At 63.8% G+C, this 19,093-nt stretch carries 17 protein-coding genes; 11 read left to right on the forward strand and 6 right to left on the reverse strand.

From position 1 onward, the window contains the following. Window positions 1-24: 24 nt before the first annotated feature. Complete coding sequence (locus ASE39_RS17060) at window positions 25-453, forward strand: acyl-CoA thioesterase (RefSeq protein ID WP_010462475.1); 429 nt, start codon at window positions 25-27, stop codon at window positions 451-453. A 36-nt stretch (window positions 454-489) separates the two neighbouring features. On the opposite strand, the gene ASE39_RS17065 is transcribed toward ASE39_RS17060, so the two are convergent. The 4 genes from ASE39_RS17065 to ASE39_RS17080 all read right to left on the reverse strand — a co-directional run bounded on the left by ASE39_RS17065 (window position 490) and on the right by ASE39_RS17080 (window position 3,957). Then, the gene (locus ASE39_RS17065) at window positions 490-1,455 is read right to left on the reverse strand and encodes a TatD family hydrolase (protein WP_057271922.1); all 966 of its coding nucleotides are present in this window, start codon (window positions 1,453-1,455) and stop codon (window positions 490-492) included. A 233-nt stretch (window positions 1,456-1,688) separates the two neighbouring features. Beyond that, window positions 1,689-2,252 carry a polymer-forming cytoskeletal protein gene (locus tag ASE39_RS17070; protein ID WP_010462478.1) on the reverse strand — a complete coding sequence of 188 codons (564 nt, stop codon included), beginning with the start codon at window positions 2,250-2,252 and terminating at the stop codon, window positions 1,689-1,691. A 308-nt stretch (window positions 2,253-2,560) separates the two neighbouring features. After that, a complete protein-coding gene (locus ASE39_RS17075; protein ID WP_057271923.1) occupies window positions 2,561-3,049 on the reverse strand; it encodes a thioesterase family protein in 489 nt (162 codons plus the stop codon). Window positions 3,050-3,159: 110 nt separating this feature from the next. Continuing rightward, complete coding sequence (locus tag ASE39_RS17080) at window positions 3,160-3,957, reverse strand: crotonase/enoyl-CoA hydratase family protein (RefSeq protein WP_057271924.1); 798 nt, start codon at window positions 3,955-3,957, stop codon at window positions 3,160-3,162. A gap of 291 nt (window positions 3,958-4,248) precedes the next feature. On the opposite strand from ASE39_RS17080, the gene ASE39_RS17085 reads away from it, so the two are divergent. From ASE39_RS17085 to ASE39_RS17115, 7 genes are all read left to right on the forward strand, one after another. Further along, window positions 4,249-5,124 carry a branched-chain amino acid ABC transporter permease gene (locus tag ASE39_RS17085; protein ID WP_010462481.1) on the forward strand — a complete coding sequence of 292 codons (876 nt, stop codon included), beginning with the start codon at window positions 4,249-4,251 and terminating at the stop codon, window positions 5,122-5,124. A gap of 4 nt (window positions 5,125-5,128) precedes the next feature. Continuing rightward, window positions 5,129-6,205 (forward strand): branched-chain amino acid ABC transporter permease, encoded by a 1,077-nt coding sequence (locus tag ASE39_RS17090; protein WP_057271925.1) that lies wholly within the window; start codon window positions 5,129-5,131, stop codon window positions 6,203-6,205. A gap of 158 nt (window positions 6,206-6,363) precedes the next feature. Continuing rightward, window positions 6,364-7,227: an ABC transporter ATP-binding protein gene (locus tag ASE39_RS17095; RefSeq protein WP_057271926.1), complete on the forward strand. Its 864-nt coding sequence runs from the start codon at window positions 6,364-6,366 to the stop codon at window positions 7,225-7,227. Further along, complete coding sequence (locus ASE39_RS17100) at window positions 7,224-8,042, forward strand: ABC transporter ATP-binding protein (RefSeq protein ID WP_057271927.1); 819 nt, start codon at window positions 7,224-7,226, stop codon at window positions 8,040-8,042. The genes ASE39_RS17095 and ASE39_RS17100 overlap by 4 nt, the downstream gene beginning before the upstream one ends. Window positions 8,043-8,049: 7 nt before the next feature. Beyond that, window positions 8,050-9,906, forward strand: coding sequence for a long-chain fatty acid--CoA ligase (locus tag ASE39_RS17105; RefSeq protein WP_057271928.1), 1,857 nt, complete (start codon window positions 8,050-8,052; stop codon window positions 9,904-9,906). 124 nt (window positions 9,907-10,030) lie between these two features. Continuing rightward, a complete protein-coding gene (locus ASE39_RS17110; protein ID WP_057271929.1) occupies window positions 10,031-11,197 on the forward strand; it encodes an ABC transporter substrate-binding protein in 1,167 nt (388 codons plus the stop codon). A gap of 125 nt (window positions 11,198-11,322) precedes the next feature. Beyond that, the gene (locus ASE39_RS17115) at window positions 11,323-12,486 is read left to right on the forward strand and encodes an acyl-CoA dehydrogenase family protein (RefSeq protein ID WP_057271930.1); all 1,164 of its coding nucleotides are present in this window, start codon (window positions 11,323-11,325) and stop codon (window positions 12,484-12,486) included. A 72-nt stretch (window positions 12,487-12,558) separates the two neighbouring features. Here the strand turns inward: ASE39_RS17115 and ASE39_RS17120 are convergent, their stop codons facing one another. After that, window positions 12,559-12,861: a hypothetical protein gene (locus tag ASE39_RS17120; RefSeq protein ID WP_242421475.1), complete on the reverse strand. Its 303-nt coding sequence runs from the start codon at window positions 12,859-12,861 to the stop codon at window positions 12,559-12,561. A gap of 233 nt (window positions 12,862-13,094) precedes the next feature. Here ASE39_RS17120 and ASE39_RS17125 point away from each other — a divergent pair, with 233 nt between their 5' ends. The 3 genes from ASE39_RS17125 (at window position 13,095) to ASE39_RS26580 (ending at window position 18,031) form a co-directional block, all read left to right on the forward strand. Next, the gene (locus tag ASE39_RS17125; RefSeq protein ID WP_057271931.1) at window positions 13,095-14,300 is read left to right on the forward strand and encodes an acetyl-CoA C-acetyltransferase; all 1,206 of its coding nucleotides are present in this window, start codon (window positions 13,095-13,097) and stop codon (window positions 14,298-14,300) included. A gap of 183 nt (window positions 14,301-14,483) precedes the next feature. Further along, window positions 14,484-16,655, forward strand: a complete 2,172-nt coding sequence (locus ASE39_RS17130; protein ID WP_057272114.1) for a 3-hydroxyacyl-CoA dehydrogenase NAD-binding domain-containing protein — start codon at window positions 14,484-14,486, stop codon at window positions 16,653-16,655. Between the two features lie 116 nt (window positions 16,656-16,771). Beyond that, entirely contained in the window at window positions 16,772-18,031 is a 1,260-nt protein-coding gene (locus ASE39_RS26580) for a hypothetical protein (RefSeq protein WP_140426819.1), read from the forward strand. Between the two features lie 153 nt (window positions 18,032-18,184). Here the strand turns inward: ASE39_RS26580 and ASE39_RS17140 are convergent, their stop codons facing one another. Then, complete coding sequence (locus tag ASE39_RS17140; protein WP_057271933.1) at window positions 18,185-19,090, reverse strand: 3-keto-5-aminohexanoate cleavage protein; 906 nt, start codon at window positions 19,088-19,090, stop codon at window positions 18,185-18,187. Between the last annotated feature and the right edge of the window lie 3 nt (window positions 19,091-19,093).

The raw sequence follows: 19,093 nt of genomic DNA on the forward strand, positions 1-19,093 counted from the left end.
TCAGCCCCAACCGAGATTGTGCCCATGTCCGCCGTTTTCAGCCCGCCACCCGCCGCATTACCCACCGACAAGGAGCTGGTGCTCAAGGTCATCCCCATGCCCGCCGACACCAATGGCAATGGCGACATCTTTGGCGGCTGGGTGATGGCGCAGGTGGACTTGGCGGGCTCGGTGCTGCCCGCACGCTACATCCAGGGCCGCATGGCCACGGTGGCGGTCAACGAATTCATCTTCAAGCAGCCCGTGCGCGTGGGCGACATCCTGTCGTTCTTCTCGTCCATCACACGGGTGGGCAATACCTCGGTCACCGTGGAGGTGGAGGTATATGCCGAACGGTTTACCGACCAGGGCCGGTATGTGAAGGTGACCGAGGCCCGATTGACGTATGTGGCCATCGACGACCATGGGCGCCCCCGCCCCGTCCCCAAACACACGCCAAACCCATCCTCTTGAAAGCCGGGCGGCGCACGTTCGCCCATTGAACGGCTCTCAGGGGCCAAGGCCCACGAGCCGCATCAGCGTGTCGCGCGCCACCTGCTGGCGCGCGGCTGGCGACAGCTGGGTCAGAAACCCCTGCACGCTGGCGTACTTCATGTCGTCGCTCGACGCAGAGCGGTGGCTGGCATCGGTGCCCACCAGAAAGCGCCCGGGTTTCTGCTCGATGAGTTCAAGCCACTCGGGCCAGACCCGCACCCCGTCGCGCAGGATGGTGTAGTCCGGCGAGCGGGGATGGTGCGGCCAGGTGCGCGCACTAAGCTCATAGTAAAGATTGGGGTGCTGCTCCAGCATGCGCCGCGCCAGGAACAGCGGCGTGTACCCGCCGTGCGCCCAGATCACCGAGACATCGGGGAAACGCTGCAGCAGTTGCGAAAGCTCTGCCATGCGCGTGTTTTCCACATGCACCATCACCGGCACCTTGTACTTGCGGGCCAGTTCCAGGATGCCGGTCATCATCGGGCCGGTCACGCCGAAGTCCGTCTCGGCGAACCCGGCGGATGGGAAATGCGCCACCGAGATCTCGCCAATGCCTTTGTAGAGTCCGGTCGCGAGCATGGCGTCCAGCTGTTTCAGCAGCTCGTCGCTGTGCTGCTCCCAGTGCGGGCGGTACGCCGTGCGTTCGGGCGATATCGACGCAAACGGGATCAACACGCCGGGATGCTGGCGCGCGGCCTCGGCCACCGATTCATTGCTGCTGCGCCCGCCCCAGAACACCACCGCATGGCTGGCCCTCCAGCGTGCCATCAACTCCAGTTGCATCGGCAGGCTGTTGAGGTGCACATGGGCATCCACAAACGGGGTGAAGGTGCTTGCTGCGGGGGGTGCGGGCACGAGGGTCTGTGCCGCGTCGCGCTGCACAGGCTGCCGGGTGCGCCGCACTGGCTCAGAGGACTCAGTCTGCGGCCAGGCGCCCTGCGAAGCCAGGAGGAGGCACGCGGCAAGGAGGACTCGCGTCATGGTGGCAATGGCGCGCGGGGGCGCGTGTGGAAGTGGAAAAGGGCTGCGGAAATTCTACAAAGATGTTTCCGTGCCGGACCGGGTCCAGTCCTCATGCCGGCGCCGCCCACCCCCGCACCACATAGCCCAGCCCCTTTTCCACCGACGCAGACGGCAACAGGCACCCGGGCCACCCGCCAAACCGGGCCGCCGCAGGTGCCTGCGTATTTGTCGATTTGTGGAGGCAGCGCCGATCAGGCGGCCATGGCTGCAGGCTCTGCCCGCAGCGGCGCCGAGGACGTGCGCTGTGCGCCAGACAAGGACACACCATTCGCAAAGCCGGCTTCGATCTCACCCGCCAGCTGGCCGCCCTCTTCCACCACCAGCTTGCCGTAGCGGATCTTGCCGTTGACCTTGCCGGTACTGTAGATCACCAGCTTCTGGCGCACGGTGAGCGTGCCGTTGAACTCGCCGTGGATCTCGGCAATGTCGATCTCGGCCGAGCCCTTGAAGGCACCATGCTCCGAGATCTGGATCACGCGCGAATCCATGGTGGCTTCGACCGTGCCTTCGACCACGAGGGTGTCGCAATCGGTAATTTCCACGCCTTTGAGCTTGATGTTCGGGCCCACCGTGAGCTTGCTGCCCGAGCTGTCGCTGCTGCTGGCGGCCTTGGGGACTGCCGGGCTGGCCACCGGCTGTGCAGCTGCAGAACTGCTCGCTGCCGAGCCTCCCAATACGGAGCCTGAAGTGGTGCTGCTACGGGGTTGGAACGACTCGGGTTCACGCTTGCCAAAGAAGGGGTTTTGCACGGCCATCAGATCTCCTTGAAAAGAGAGTCATCGTAGGTACCGCGCCCCGTGAAAGATGCCTTCGTTACGCAAGAACGGTAACCAAACGGTTCGCTCGTAGCATGCGCTTGCAAGGCTTGCGGGATCACACATCCGGCGTGTGCCACAGCCCGGCGCCGAACTTGCCCGGCATGGTGGGGCGAAGTCGGGCACGACGCAGGCAACTGGCGCTTCCCAAGGCCAGGGCCAGGGCCACCGTGGAACTGGATTGGCCAGGCCACCGCTGGCGTCACCCTTGCTGGAAGGCGCCGCAGGCGGCCCGGGGGACAGCTGGACTAGGACACTATATAAGCCGCAGCCCCCGCCGACATGATCTGCCCATCCGGCCCCAGAAACTCCATGCGCGTGGTTGCCACGCGCGAGCCCAGGCGCAGCACCTGCGCGCGCAGCTCGAAATGGCTGCCAATGCCAGGGCGCAGGTAATCGATGCGCAAGTCGATGGTGCCCAGCTTGGCAAAACGGTGCAGGCGCTGCTCGGGTGCTTCATCCAGGTGTTTGGCGCCAATGGCGGCCATCACCGCCAGACCGCCCATGGCGTCGAGCCCGGCGCTGATCACGCCTCCGTGAATACGGTTGTAGGCGTAGTGGCCCACCAGGTCCGGCTTCATGTCGATGCGGCCCACCACGCCATCGGGTGCCAGCGAGGTGATCTTGAGGCCCAGCACCTGGTTGAACACAATCTTTTCTTCAAAAATGGACTTGAGCCCGGCGATGAACTCAGGCTCAAAGGCTTGTGGGGGTGGGGTGGCGGTGGATTTGCTCATGGGTCTCCTGGGGGTCAATACCGGATGGTGCGTGCAATCGAAACCATCCAGTCACTCCTGATTTTGTAGCTGTGTACGCTTATTAGATAAGCGCCAGCGGTCATTTTTATCTAAAACTGGCCATGGCGCCCTTGCCCCGAGGCAAAACGCGAGGCACCGCGCAGTGCTTCGGCCAGGCATTCGCGGCCACCGGCCCATTCCTGCAGCAAGGCTTGCTGTAACGGCAGGCCTCCAGCGGCGAGCGCGCTGGCGCGGTCCGCGCGCAACGTGGCCTGCGGGAAGGCCGCGATTTCGCGGGCCAGCGCCAGGGCTGCATCCAGCGCCTGTCCTGCAGGCACCACCCGGTTGCACAGCCCCATGCGCAGGGCTTCTGACGAATCCACCTTGCGCCCCGTCAGGATCAGGTCCAGCGCGTGCGACAGCCCGATGAGGCGTGGCAGGCGCACCGTGCCGCCGTCGATCAGCGGCACACCAAACCTGCGGCAGAACACGCCCAGATACGCGTCCTCCGCCATCACGCGCAGGTCGCACCACAGCGCCAGCTCCATGCCACCGGCCACGGCGGCGCCCTCTATTGCGGCGATCACCGGCTTGGACAGATGCAGGCGGCTCGGTCCCATAGGCCCCGGCGGGTGGACCGCGTCGGGAGGGAAGTCGAGCGTCTCTGCCAGCGCCTCGGGCGCGACGCCGTCGGCCAGCAAGCGCGCGCCCGACTGCAGATCCCAGCCCGCACAAAAATGCCCGCCAGCGCCCTGGAACACCGCCACATCGGCACTTTCATCGTGCTCAAAAGCCACGAAGGCCGCATGCAGCGCGCGGGCGGTGTCGGCATCCACCGCGTTGCGCACATCAGGCCGGCGCAATGTCACCAGCGTGACACCGCCTTGCGTTTCAACCTCTACGGACATGCGGCTCTCCTGTGGCCCTGTGCTCAGAACCTGTTCCCCCACCCGACGTTACTCCTATTGCGCAGGGTGCAGCGCTGCGTCAATATCCGCCGCTACCCGCTCGCCCACCCCATCAGGGTTAGCCCCGAGTGCGGTATGCACAGCACGCGTGCACCATTATTTATGCAAAGCAATCGCTTTGTAAAAATATTCTGCAGGACCTGCGCAAGCAACGATGCGCCAAGCACATGCCCACAAGGCATACGCCCCGCTCTTACCCGCTTTGCGTATCACTTATTCTGGAGAGCCAGTGTGCAATTTGTGCAACTGTTGATCAGCGGTGTCTCACAGGGATGCATCTACGGGCTGATCGCGCTCGGGTTCGTGCTTATCTACAAAGCCACGGAGACCGTGAGCTTTGCCCAGGGCGAACTCATGATGCTGGGCGCGTTCTGCGGCCTCGCGCTCATGACGGTGCTGGGCTTTCCCTTCTGGGTGGCGGTGCTCGCCAGCATCCTGGCCATGGGTCTTTTCGGTACGGTGCTCGAGCGCGCGGTGATCCGTCCCATCCTGGGCCAGCCCGCGTTCTCCATCGTCATGCTCACCATCGGCATCGGCTACGTGCTGCGCGGGCTGGTCACGATGATCCCCAACATCGGCACCGACACCCATACGCTGCCCGTGCCCTACAAGGACCTGTCGTTTCGCCTCGGCGCTCTGGTGCTCAACGCCGAGCAGCTGGTGGTGATCGGTGCCACGGGCGTGCTGTGTGTGCTGCTGTTTGCCATGTTCCGCTACAGCAAGCTCGGCATTGCCATGCAGGCGTCATCGCAGAACCAGCTGGCGGCCTACTACATGGGCATCCCCGTTCAGCGTCTGAACGGCCTGGCCTGGGGGCTTGCCGCAGCGGTGGCGGCGGTAGCCGGGCTGCTGTTGGCACCCATCACCTTTGTGCACGCGAACATGGGACTCATCGGGCTCAAGGCCTTCCCGGCGGCCGTGGTGGGCGGCTTTGGCAGCCTGCCGGGCGCCATCGTGGGCGGGCTGGTCATCGGCATCGTCGAATCGCTCTCGGGCTTCTATCTGCCCGACGGCTTCAAGGACACGGCCGCGTACATCGTGGTGCTGATCATGTTGATGGTCAAACCCAACGGTCTGTTCGGCGAAAAATTGAGAAAGAAAGTCTGACCCCATGCGCTTTCTTTTCAAGACATCTTACGAACAAGACCTGCGCCTGGCCAAGCATGGCGGGCATGTCTTCTGGTACAGCCTGCTGGCCGTAGGGCTGGTCGCAGCCCCCTGGGTGGCGCCGGAGTATTGGCTGGCGCAACTCACCTTTGTGCTGATCTACGCCATCGTGGGCCTGGGGCTCATGCTGCTGGCCGGCTTCACGGGGCTGTTCTCGCTGGGTCATGCGGCCTTCCTCGGCGTAGGGGCGTACACGCAGGCGGTGCTCACGGGCATGGGCTGGCCGTTCGCGCTGTCGCTGGCCTGCGCGGCGGGGCTGTCGGCCGCCGTGGGCGTGGTGGTGGGACTGCCTGCGCTGCGCGTCAAGGGCATCTACCTGGGCATGGCCACGCTGTCGTTCGGCTTCATCGTCGAGGAGGTGTTTGCGCGGTGGGAATCGGTCACAGGCGGCAACTCTGGCAAGCACCTGGTGCCGCCCGAAATCTGGGGGTTCAAGTTCGAATCCACCGAGTCGTTCTACTTTCTGTGCCTCGTGATTGCCGTGGTCAGCACGCTGGCCATCCTGAACCTTCTGCGCTCGCCCACGGGCCGGGCCTTCGTCGCCATCCGCGACTCGGAGATCTCGGCGCAGAGCATGGGCATCCACCTGGCGCGCTACAAGACCCTGTCATTCTCGATCTCGGCGGCGCTGGCCGGCGTGGGCGGCGCGCTGTATGCGCACAAGCTGCAATTCATCTCGCCCGACCAGTTCAACATCCTGCAGTCCATCGACCTGCTGCTGATGATCGTGATCGGCGGGCTGGGCTCGGTGCATGGCGCGTTCCTGGGGGCCATCTTCCTCATCACCATGCCGCAGATGATTTCGCTCAGCAAGGACTGGCTGCCCGCCGCCATCGGCCAGGCGCCGGGCCTGCAGGCCGTGGTCTATGGGGTGGTGCTGATCGCCTTTGTATTGTTCGAGCCCATGGGGCTGTACGGCCGCTGGCTCAAGGTGCGCACCTGGCTGCAGATGTTCCCGTTCTACCGCAGGGGCCTGTTCAAGCGGCAGAAGTCGTTCCAGAAATCGGATCGGTTGAAATGAAACACCCCCTGAGTCGCTTCGCGCCTTCCCCCTCTCTCGTCTCGCTACGCGAGTCGGGAGGGGGACGCCCCCAGCGCGGCGGGGCGGCCCTTGCGCGGGGGCACTGGCTCGAGGCACGCCGGTTTCAACGGCCGTGCACTCATCCCATGGAACAGTGAATGACCAACGCTGCTTTGCCCATGAACACCGCTGATTTACTTCTCAGCGCCCAGAACCTCAGCGTGCGCTTTGGCGGCGTATTGGCGGTCAACAACGTAAGCTTCGATGTGCGCCGTGGCGAGGTGTTCACCCTCATCGGCCCCAACGGTGCCGGCAAGACGACGGTGTTCAATCTCATCAGCCGCATCTACACGCCCACCACCGGCACCATCGCCTATGCGGGCCCGGGCGGGGCCCTGCTGCCGCTGACCGACCAGCCGCCGCACAAGGTAGCGGGCCTGGGCATTGCACGCACCTTCCAGAACATCGAACTCTTCGAGCACGCAAGCGTGCTGCACAACCTGCTGATCGGCCGCCACACCCGCCGCGAGACCGGCCTGTGGGCCGACATGCTCTTCACCCGCAAGGTGCGCGGCGCAGAGATCCGCGCCCGAGAAAAGGCCGAGCAGGTCATCGACTTCCTCGACCTGCAGCACTACCGCGACACCATGGTGGCCGGCCTGCCGTATGGCGTGCGCAAGGTGGTGGAGCTGGCGCGCGCCCTGTGCACCGAGCCACAACTGCTGCTGCTCGACGAGCCATCGTCGGGCCTGAACGTGGAGGAGACCGACGACATGGCCTTCTGGATCCAGGACATCCAGCACGAGCTGGGTATCACCGTGCTGATGGTGGAACACGATATGTCACTGGTCTCCAAGGTATCCGACCGCGTGCTGGCCATGAACCAGGGCGAGGTCGTGGCCATGGGTACGCCGCGCGAGGTGCAGTCGCACCCCGGGGTGATCGAGGCCTACCTGGGCACCATCGACGATGTGAGCAACCTGCGCCGCCCGGCGGGTTCCAACCTGGGGGTTCGGGCATGAGCGCCGTACTTGCAGCCGCCCACACACCAACCGCAGCAGCAGCTGACCAGCCCCTGCTGCGTCTGCAGAACGTGGAAAGCGCCTACGGCCCCATCAAGGCCATCCGGGGCGTGAGCCTGCAGGTGCGACGGGGTGAGATCGCCGCCGTGCTGGGCAGCAACGGCGCGGGCAAGACCACCATCCTGAAGACCATCAGCGGCATCATCGACCCCCGCAAGGGCTCCATCGAATTCGCGGGCGCCGACATCACCGCCAACGACCCGGCGGCCATCGTGCGCCGGGGCCTCATGCATGTCCCCGAGGGGCGCGAGGTGTTTGCACTGCTCTCGGTGCGCGACAACCTGCTCATGGGCGCCTACACCCGCAGCGACGCCGATGCCGTGGCTCGGGATATTGAAACGGTGTATGGCTACTTCCCCATCCTGAAGGAGCGCGCCGCGCAGGATGCTGGTTTGCTGTCAGGCGGGCAACAGCAGATGCTGGCCATCTCGCGTGCGCTCATGGCCAACCCCGAACTCATCCTGCTGGACGAGCCCAGCCTGGGCCTGTCCCCCAAGCTCACCAAGGAGATCTTCGAGATCGTGGTGCGCATCAACCGCGAGCGCGGCACCACCATCCTGCTGGTGGAGCAGAACGCCAACATGGCGCTAAACGCATCCGACTACGGCTACGTGCTGGAGAACGGCCGCATCGTGATGGAAGACAGCTGCGAGCGCCTGCGCGAAAAGGACGACATCAAGGAGTTCTACCTTGGGATGAAAGATGTCGGTGTGCGCGGAGAGCGGCGCTGGAAAAAGAAGAAAACATGGCGATGAGGACGGTATGAGCAATCTCTGGGACCTTTCTCACATCCAGCCCGCAGGCACTGACGTGCTCGCAGGCGACACCATCGCCGCCATGTTCTGGAACGCCGTGGCCGAGCGCGGCCCGCGCGTGTGGATGCGCCAGAAGGAACTGGGCATCTGGAAGAGCTGGACCTGGAACCAGACGGCCGAGGCCGTGCGGGAGATTGCGGGCGGCCTGATGTCGCTGGGGTTTGCGCCCGGAGAATGCGCGTCCATCCTGTCCAACACCAACATCGAATGGGTGCTGGCCGACCTGGCCGTGCTGAGCTGTGGCGGCGTGGCCAACGGCATCTACCCCACCGATGCGGCGGCGCAGGTGCACTACCTGAGCGAAGACTCCCACACCACCGTGCTGTTTGTCGAAGACGATGAACAACTCGACAAGGCGCTGGAAGTGCGCGGCGGCCTGCCCCTGATGCGCAAGATTGTGGTGTTCGACATGGAAGGCCTGCGCGGCCTGCACGACCCCGATGTGCTGAGCCTCACGGCCCTGCGCGAGCTGGGCCGCGCCTGGAACCAGCAGCACCCTGATGAAATCCAGCGCCGCGTGCAAGCTTGCAGGCCCGAGGACGTGGCCATTCTGGTCTACACCTCGGGCACCACGGGCAAGCCCAAGGGCGCGATGCACACGCACGCAGCCCTCACCTACACCGTACGCGGCTACAACACGCTGATCTCGCGCAGCGAGGCCGACGAGACCATGTGTTTTCTGCCGCTGTGCCACATCGCCGAGCGCATGGGCGGCGAATACTTCTCGCTGTACACCGGCGCGCGCCTGAACTTTGTGGAGAACCCCGACACCGTGCCCGAGAACGTGCGTGAGATCGCCCCCACTGTGTTCACCGCCGTGCCGCGCGTGTGGGAGAAGTTCTACTCCGGCGTGATGATTGCCCTGAAGGAGTCCACACGCATGCAGCAGATGGCCTATGCCTGGTCCATCGGCGTGGGTACCCGCATTGCAGATCGGGTGCTGGCGGGTCAGCCCGTGGGCGGGCCGCTGAAGCTGCAGTTCCAGCTGGCGCGCTGGCTGGCGCTCAACAATGTGCGCAAGCTCATCGGCATCCACCGCGCGCGTTTTCTCGTCACCGGCGCCGCCCCCATCTCGCCCGAACTGGTGAAGTGGTACCTGGCCCTGGGCGTGCCCATGCTGGAGGTGTGGGGCATGACGGAGACCTGCGGCGCCGCCACCGGCGTGCCCGCCAGCCGTATCAAGCCCGGCTCCATCGGCCCGGCGGCCAGCTACAACGAGGTGCGCATCGACCCCGCCACGGGCGAGATCCTGGTGCGCGGCCCCAACGTGTTCAAGGGCTACCTCAACCAGCCCGAGAAGACTGCCGAAACCATCGACCCCGATGGCTGGCTGCACACCGGCGATGTGGGCGCCATCGACGCCGATGGCTACCTGCGCATCACCGACCGTATGAAGGACATCATCATCACGGCGGGCGGCAAGAACATCACGCCCAGCGAGCTGGAGAACGAGCTCAAGTTCAGCCCCTACGTGACCGACGCGGTGGTCATTGGCGACAAGCTGCCCTACCTCACGGTGATCATCATGATCGACCAGGAAAACGTGGAGAAATACGCGCAGGACAACGACGTGCCGTTTTCCAACTACGCCAGCCTGACCCGCACGCGCGAGGTGCAGGAGCTGATTCAGGCCGAGATCGACCGCGTGAACGCCAAGTTCGCCCGCGTGGAGCAGATCAAGAAGTTCTTCCTGCTCGATACGCAACTCACGGCCGAGGACGAAGAGCTGACACCCACCATGAAGCTCAAGCGCAAGCTGGTGCAGCAGAAGTACGCCCCCCAGATTGAGGCGATGTACCCGTAGGTGCGCACGTCACGCAACCACAGGCCACGCCCGTCAGGATAGGGAAAGTGCTGGTGCCCCACCCCGGGCATCGTTCTATAACGAGCGATCGTTTTTGTTTCGATCCAACCGAAGGAGACGTGCCATGAAGTTTCATCACATCGCCGCGCTGGCCCTCGTGGCCATGGCCGGTGCCTCCGCCCAAGCCCAGCCCAGCCAGGGCGTGAGCAAGGACACCATCACGCTGGGTTCCATCCAGGACCTGTCCGGCCCGCTGGCAGGGTTTGGCAAGCAGGTGCGGCTGGGCATGATGTTGCGCGTGGACGAAGCCAACGAGCAAGGCGGCGTCAACGGCCGCAAGCTCGACCTGAAGGTGGAAGACTCGGGCTACGACCCCAAGAAAGCCGTGTTGGCCGCGCAGAAGCTGGTGAACCAGGACAAGATCTTCATGATGGTGGGCCACATCGGCACGGCCCAGAACCTGGCGGCCATGCCCGTGCAGTTCAGCAAGAACGTGATCAACTTCTTCCCCATCACGGCCGCGCGGGAAATGTACGAGCCCTTCCACAAGCTCAAGTATTCGTTTGCCGCCACCTACTACGACCAGATCCGTCTGGCCGCGCCCAAACTCATCAAGGAAAAAGGCGCCAAGAAGATCTGCACCATCTACCAGGACGATGAGTTCGGGCTGGAGGTGATGCGCGGTGGCGAAGCAGCGCTCAAGGCCCTGGGCATGGAGTTCACCGAGAAGACCTCGTACAAGCGCGGCGCTACCGACTTCTCGTCGCAGGTCGCCAAGATGAAGTCCTCGGACTGCGACTTCGTGATCCTGGGCACCATCATCCGCGAGACCATCGGCACCATTGGCGAGGCGCGCAAGACGGGCTTCAACCCCACCTTCCTGGGCTCCAGCGCCGCCTACACCGACCTTATCCACAAGCTGGGCGGCAAGCCCATGGACGGGCTGTACGCCACCATGACGGTGCAGCACCCTTATCTGGACGAGGCCAGCCAGCCGATCCGCTTCTGGGCCAACAAGTACAAGACCAAGTTCAATGAAGACCCCACCGTCTTCTCGGTCTACGGCTACAACGCCATCGACGCCTTCATCAAGGCGGCCCAGAAGGCGGGCCCCAACCTGAGCACCGACAGCTTCATCAAGGCCATGGACACCATGGTGATTCCGCCCGACATGTTCGGCAGCGCCGAAGCCAGTTTTGGCCCACAAAAACGCCTGGGCAGCGATCTTTCGCGCCTGTCGCAGATCACCGACGGCAAGTGGAAGGTGGTGTCCGACTACGTCAAGCCATGAGAACTTAAACGCTCTCACAAGCCGCCTTCGGGCGGCTTTTGTATTTCAGGGGGTGCATCCGAGCCTAGTCGGTGGCAAAATTTAACCAAGCAGTAACTTTGCATAAATAGACCAAGTCCACCGCCATGATCGAACGCACCCTCTTCCAGCCCGACCACCAGGCCTTTGCCGACAGCTTTCGCCGCTTCATCGACAAGGAAGTGACGCCCCACCACGCCGCCTGGGAAGACCAGGGCTATGTGGCGCGCGAGGTGTGGAGCCAGGCGGGCGCCAACGGTTTTCTGTGCATGAGCCTGCCCGAGGAATACGGTGGCGCCGGGGCCGACAAGCTGTATTCGGTGGCGCAGATGGAAGAGCTGGCGCGTGCAGGCACCACGGGTATCGGCTTTGGTCTGCACAGCGAGATCGTGGCGCCGTACATCCTTCACTACGGCACTGAAGCCCAGAAACAGAAGTACCTGCCGCAGATGGCCCGCGGCGCCATGGTGGGCGCCATCGCCATGAGCGAGCCCGCCGCCGGCAGCGATCTGCAGGGCATCAAGACCACGGCCATCAAGAGCGCGGACGGGTCACACTATGTGCTCAACGGCAGCAAGACCTTCATCACCAACGGCTGGCATGCCGACCTGGTGATCGTGGTCGCCAAGACCGACCCGGCTGCCGGGGCCAAGGGCACCAGCCTCTTCCTGGTGGAACGCGGCATGCCCGGCTTTGAAAAAGGCCAGCGCCTCAAGAAGATGGGCATGAAGGCGCAGGACACGTCCGAGCTGTTCTTCAACGACGTGCAGGTGCCGGTGGGCAACCTGCTGGGCGGCCCCGCCATGGAAGGGCGCGGCTTCATCTGCCTGATGGAGCAGCTACCGTGGGAGCGCCTGCAGATCGCCATCACCGCCGTGGCCGCAGCGCAGGCCGCCATCGACTGGACGGTGGACTACGTCAAGGATCGCAAGGTCTTCGGCCAGAGCGTGGCGTCATTCCAGAACACACGCCACACCCTGGCCGAGCTGCAGACCCAGGTGCAGGTGGCGCGTGTGTTCGTGGACAAATGCTGCGAGCTGATCGCTAACGACCAGCTCGACACCCAGACCGCCAGCATGGCCAAGTACTGGACCACCGATCTGCAGTGCAAGGTCATGGACGAATGCGTGCAGCTCTTCGGCGGCTACGGCTACATGTGGGAATACCCCATCACCCGCGCCTACGCTGATGCGCGCGTGCAGCGCATCTACGGCGGCACGAACGAGATCATGAAAGAGGTGATTGCGCGTGCGATGGGTTTGGGCAAATAGCGCCATGGACTGCGCCACACGCAGCGCCCGCAGCAGCGCGCAAAACAGCGCCGCGTTGCGCGCCCCACGCCGTCACAGGTACCAGGCGGCGCGGGCTTCCTCGGGGCTGAGCGGCGCCCCGGGACGGCGGTCTGTGACGTTCAACCAGGCGCGGATGCCTTGGCTGCCACTCAGCGCGCGCATCAGCAGCAACCCGGCGCCGATGCCGCGAATGGCGGCCGCACCGCGCGAGGGCGCCATGAAGGCCGCCACCGCCAGCGCGCTGGATGCGGCCAGCACCACGTGGTGCTCCAGCGCAAACCCGTCACGCGTGTCGTCGTACTCGATGGCGCCACGGGCCATGCGCTGCACGGCAGAGGATGTGTTTGTTTTCATAGCCAGAAATTTAGATAGCGACTGCAGAAAGATAGTGCAAAACCGGCTGGACCGGCGTCAGAGGTTGTGCTGTCGTGGCGTGGGCCAGCGGGGCGCCGTTCGCTGTCAATGTGTACGAAGCGTGTTTTAAGGCATCTGCCCATTTCCCATGCGACTTTCACGGCATCCCTGAGCAAGCCCTTGTATGGGCTTGTTCGGCGTTGCCTTCGTTTAAAGACCACCGGAGACCATTCATGACCGAAGCCTATGTATTCGACGCGCTGCGCACCCCGCGCGGCAAGGGCAAGAAGGACGGCACCCTGCACGAGGTCAAGCCCATCGACCTGCTCACGGGATTGCTCATTGAGCTGCAGGCACGCCACCGCTTCGACACGGCAGCGGTGGACGACGTTGTCATGGGCATCGTCTCGCCCGTGGGTGAGCAGGGCTCGGTACTGCCCAAGGTGGCGGCACTCAAGGCCGGGTGGGACTTTCGCTGTGCGGGTGTGCAGGTCAACCGCTTCTGCGCATCGGGCCTCGAAGCCGTGAACCTGGCCGCGCAAAAAGTGCGCAGCGGCTGGGAAGACCTGGTGGTGGCCGGCGGCGTGGAGAGCATGAGCCGCGTGCCCATCGGCTCCGACGGCGGCGCCTGGGCGCAAGACCCCGCCACCAATTCAGAAACCCTGTTCGTGCCCCAGGGCATCGGCGCCGACCTGATCGCCACGCTGGACGGCTACACCCGCGCCGACGTGGATGCCTTCGCGCTTGAATCCCAACGCCGCGCCACCGCCGCGCGTGCCGCGGGTTACTTCAAGAATTCCGTCGTGCCCGTGCGCGACTTCATCGGCCAGACCATCCTGGCGGAAGACGAATTCATCAAGCCCAAGACAACCCTCGAAGGCCTGGGTGCGCTCAAGGCATCGTTCGAGCAACTGGGCGGCATGGGCTTTGACGCCGTGGCGCTGCAGCGCTACCCGCAGGTGGAGCGCATCCACCACGTTCACCACGCGGGCAACTCGTCGGGCATTGTGGACGGCGCCGCTGCCGTGCTCATCGGCAACGAGGCCGCCGCCAAGGCCCACGGCCTCACTCCCCGCGCACGCATCGTGGCCACGGCACTGAGCGGCGCCGACCCCACCATCATGCTCACCGGCCCCGTGCCCGCTGCCAGAAAGGCGCTGGCCCGTGCGGGCATGACCATCGACCAGATCGACCTGTTTGAAGTGAACGAGGCCTTTGCCGCCGTGCCCATGCGCTTCATGCGCGAGCTGGGCGTACCGCACGACAAGGTCAACGTGAACGGGGGCGCCATTGCCATGGGCCACCCGCTGGGCGCCACGGGCGCCATGATCCTCGGCACCCTGATTGACGAGTTGCACCGCCGGGGCCAGCGCTACGGCCTGGCCACGCTGTGCGTGGGCGGCGGTATGGGCATTGCCACCATCGTTGAACGCATATGAGGAACACCCCCCTGAGCGGCTGCGCCGCTTCCCCCTTCTCTCATCGCTGCGCGATGGGAAGGGGGACGACGCCACTTGCCTGGCAAAGCCAGTTCCACGGCGTCCGCTGGCCTCGGCCACGCTTCATCTAAGGCCGCGCCCCACACCTGCGCTATGCCGTATTACAGATTCGGAGACATCAGCATGCAAACCATCCGCTACGAACTCATCCCCGCCCAGGGCACCGACGGCGAAGTTGCCGTCATCACCTTTGACGAAACCAACTCCCCCGTCAACACCATGTGCCGCCAGTGGCAGCAAGAGCTGGGCGAGGTCACCGCCCAGGTGCTTGGCGACCGCGAACGCCTGGGCGCTGCGCTCAAAGGCATCGTGCTGGCATCGGCCAAGACCAGCTTCTTTGCCGGTGCCGACCTCAAGGCCACCATGCGCCTCACGCCCGCCGATGCGCCCGCCGCGTTTGGGGAGATCGAGCGCATGAAGAAGCACTTTCGCACGCTCGAAACCCTGGGCATCCCGGTGGTGGCGTGCCTGAACGGCGCCGCGCTGGGTGGCGGCTGGGAAGTGGCCCTGGTCGCCCACTACCGCATCGCCGTGGCCGACCCCAAGATCCAGTTCGGCCTGCCCGAGGTCACGCTGGGGCTGATGCCTGGCGCCACCGGCGTGACCAAGATGACGCGCCTGCTGGGCCTGATGGGTGCGCAGCCCTACATTCTGGAAGGCAAGCTCTTCAACCCCGCCGAGGCGCTGGAGCTGCAACTGGTGCACGAGCTGGTCGCTACGCGCGAACAGCTGCTGCCCGCAGCCCTGGCCCACATCGCCACCCACCCACACGCCGTGCAGCCGTGGGACGACAAAAATTACAGGATGCCCGGCGGCACGCCCGCCAACCCCAAGATTGCGGGCGCGCTGACGGTGGCGCCCGCCATGCTCAAGAAGACCACCCGCGGCCGCTACCCCGCGCCCGAGGCAGCACTGGCCGCCATGGTCGAAGGCGCCATGGTGGACTACGACACCGCCCTGCGCATCGAAAGCCGCTACCTCGCCCGCCTGATGACCGGCCCCGTGGCGCGCAACATGATCAACACGTTCTTCTTCGACATGAACGCGATCAAGAGCGGCAAGTCGCGCCCCGGCTCGGCCCCACGCTACAAGCCGCAAAAGGTCGGCATCCTGGGCGCCGGCATGATGGGCGCGGGCATCGCCTGGGCCCAGGCGAGCAAAGGCATCGCCACCGTGCTCAAGGACGTGAGCGCGGAGAAAGCCGAGGCCGGCAAGGCCTACTCTGCCCGCCTCACGCAGGCCCGTGTGGACAAGGGCCGCATGACGGCCGAGGCGCAGCAAACGCTGCTCTCGCGCATCACGCCCACCGCCAGCGCGGCCGACCTGGCGGGCTGCGACCTCATCATCGAAGCCGTGTTTGAAAGCCGCGACCTCAAGGCCAAAGTCACACAAGAGGCCGAGCCGCAGCTGGCGCCCGGCGGCTTCTTTGCCAGCAACACCTCCACCCTGCCCATCAGCGGCCTGGCCACGGCCAGCAGCCGGCCCGAGAAGTTTGTCGGCATCCACTTCTTCAGCCCCGTGGACAAGATGAAGCTGGTGGAGATCATCCGCGGCAAACAGACAGATGACGAAACCGTGGCCCGCGCCTTCGACTACGTGCAGGCCCTGGGCAAGGTGCCCATCGTGGTCAACGACTCACGCGGCTTCTACACCAGCCGCACCTTCGGCACCTTTGTGATGGAAGGCGCCGCCATGCTGGGCGAAGGCATCCCCGCCGCCGCGATTGAAAACGCCGCCATGCAGGCCGGCCTGCCCGTGGGACCGCTGGCCGTGCTGGACGAAACCGCGCTGACGTTAAGCGTGCACGTGCTGGACCAGACCCGCGCCGACTATGCAGCGGAAGGCAAGACCTACACCGCCACACCCGGCGAGCTGCTGGTGGAGCGCATGGTCAAGGAACTGAAGCGCCCGGGCCGCGCCGGTGGCGGCGGCTTTTACGACTACCCCGCAGGCGCCAAGAAGCACCTGTGGCCCGAGCTGAAACCTCTGTTTGAAAAGCCCGGCGTGGAGTGGAGCGTGCAGGAGATCCAGGACCGGCTGCTCTACCGCCAAGCCATCGAGACCGCGCGCTGCCTGGCCGAGGGCGTGTTGACCAGCGTGCATGACGCGAACATCGGGTCGATTTTTGGGATTGGGTTTCCGGCGTGGACGGGGGGGGCGATGCAGTTTATTTATGGGATGGGCGCGGAAGCGTTTTGGCAGAGATCCCGAGAACTTGCCACTAAACACGGCGCAGGCTTCACAGCTACCGCGACAGTCAAGCAGGCAGTCGAACGACTTCAACCGCCCTACTAGTGAGATGCGGTAGTGTTGGGCGTTGGATATCTAAGTGCGCTAGAAATGCAATCGAGGTATCGAGAATGCACTAGGGATGTCCACCGCCCGGTTCACTAGTGACTCACGAGGGAAAAATGGGTCCTGTTGCGCTCTTCGACAAATCGTTTTTACAGTCGCTGACGCTTGACGAATCGGTCTGGTTTGATCACTTCTTTTTGGCCGTCATATGCCCAGTTTTTTATGTCGAAACACTAGCAGATCTGGCAAAAACCAAGCGTTCAAACTCTTCAAGAACCCCTCAGGATGAAGTCCGAATACTTGCAGACAAATCTCCTGTGTTGTCTGGCGCTCCATGCGTACATCACATGGATATGTGTATCGCCAACCTCTTGGGTCACCAAGCACCAAGATTGGGCCAAGTCCCCCTCGCTGGCGGCCGTCCCATAAGAACCAAAGACAACAAGGCTGGGGTTGTGTTCAAGCCCTCCCCTGAAGCGGAATCGTTTGCTCGTTGGCAACGTCACGAATTTATGGAGGTCGAACGCGATGCTGCGTCCGCATGGCGGGCAATGCTCTCTAGCTTGAACTTGCCCGAGGTCGCTCAAAGAATGAGGGCACTCGGTGTCACACCAAAAAATTGCAAATCTGTCAAAGAGGCATGGGGACTAGCTCACGGGCTCATGCACTCCCAAGCTGCTCCATTGGAGCAAATCGGTCTGCTCTTTGAATTTGTTCATGTACCGGTCCATCTCCAGGGGGAAATTCTCCATCGCTGGTCTTCTGCAGGCTTCCCTCCGCTCGCCAACTACGCGCCCTATGCAGCGCACGTTCTGAAAGTTGAGATGTTTTTTCAGATAGCTCTGGCAGCCAACCTGATCTCTGCCGATCGAGCATCGAATCGGGCCGATATTGCGTATCTCTTCTATTTGCCGTTTTGCAACTTGTTTGTCTCGGGCGATAAATTGCACAAACTATGCACCCCACCTTTCTTGGCCCCAGCCCAAGACTTCATATGGGGTCCTGATCTGAAAGCCTCGCTTTCAAGCATCAACTCTGAACTCTCCTCAATCCCCCAAGAGGAACGCGAGCAAGGTCTGCACAAAATCGCGCCGAGACCCTGTGGGAATGCCAGCAACGTAGTTGTATCGATGTGGGAAAAGCACTCCCCAAAAAGAGGAAAGCCCCTGCTTGAGGAGCCCATTGATCCGACAGCAGAGCGGAAGCTAGTGGAAGAACTTAAAAAATATTCGGAGGCGCCAACTGCGCCAGAAGTAGCACAACTCCCCAGCGAAAAGTTGGACAACCTGGCGCTTGAGAGGCTGGTTCCCGCCAGGAAAGGCTCTTGGTGGCTCCTGCCAAAAGCGGTGGTCGAACAAGAACAACGGGGGAAATAGCTTTCCAGCGTCCAGCTGCATGCTTATGAAGCGCAGAGTGCCGACCGACTCTACGGCCAGAGCGCAGATAGGGTTACCCTGCAAATTGATCACGAGACGATCAATTTGCAAGGATCTGAGGAGAGCACCGGAATGAGCTCCCTCATGTAGCACTCAGGCAATCGAAGCAGCTGCCACCCCCTTCAACCCCAACATCCCCCGCGCCTCCTGCGGCGACGCCACCTCCCGCCCCGCGTTGCGCGCGTACTCGGCCAGCTTCTCAATCAGCGGCCCATTCGAATCCGCCTTGGTCCCATCCGGCAGATAGAACGTGTCCTCCAGCCCCGTGCGCAGATGCCCGCCCAGCTCGGCCACGCGCTGGTGCACGGACCAGATCTCGCTGCGGCCGATGACGGTGGCCTGCCAGGGGGCGTCCTTGATCTTGAGCTTGAGCAGGATGGGCAGCAGGTCCGGGTCCGCAGGCATGCCGGATTCGACGCCCATCACAAAGTTGTATTCGGGCAGGCGCTCGGTGTACATGCCGGTCTGCACATACATCTCCACGCAGCGCACGATGCCCACGTCAAAACATTCGAACTCGGGCAGCGTGCCGGTCTCCAGCATCACGTCGATGAAGTCCTTGACCTTGGCGGGCTGGTTGTCGAACAGCATGGGCGGCCAGGCCCAAGTGCCGTTGCTGCGCACCTTCAGGTAGTTGAGCGAGCCGGCATTGCACGCGGCCATCTCGGGGCGGGTGGCGCGCAGGCAATCGAGCGGGCCCTGATAGTTGGGGCCGACCACGCCGGTGGTCTGATTGATGATCAAACCCGGGCAGGCCTCGCGCATGGCCTGCACGCAGTCGCGCGCCACCTGCGGGTCCCAGCTGGGCAGGTGGCCCTTGCCGGGCTCCTGGTTGCGAAAGTGCACGTGCACCACGGCGGCGCCTGCGTCGTAGGCGCGGCGGGCTTCTTGGGCCAATTGCTCGGGCGTGACGGGCACGTGGTGCTGGCCGGGGTCGGTCAGCACGCCGGTGATGGCGCAGGTGATGATGGCTTTGTTGCTGTTGTCGGTGCTGTGCATGGT

Origin of the sequence: Acidovorax sp. Root267 (genome assembly GCF_001429215.1) — a bacterium.
In the GTDB taxonomy this organism is placed as follows: domain Bacteria; phylum Pseudomonadota; class Gammaproteobacteria; order Burkholderiales; family Burkholderiaceae_C; genus Acidovorax; species Acidovorax radicis.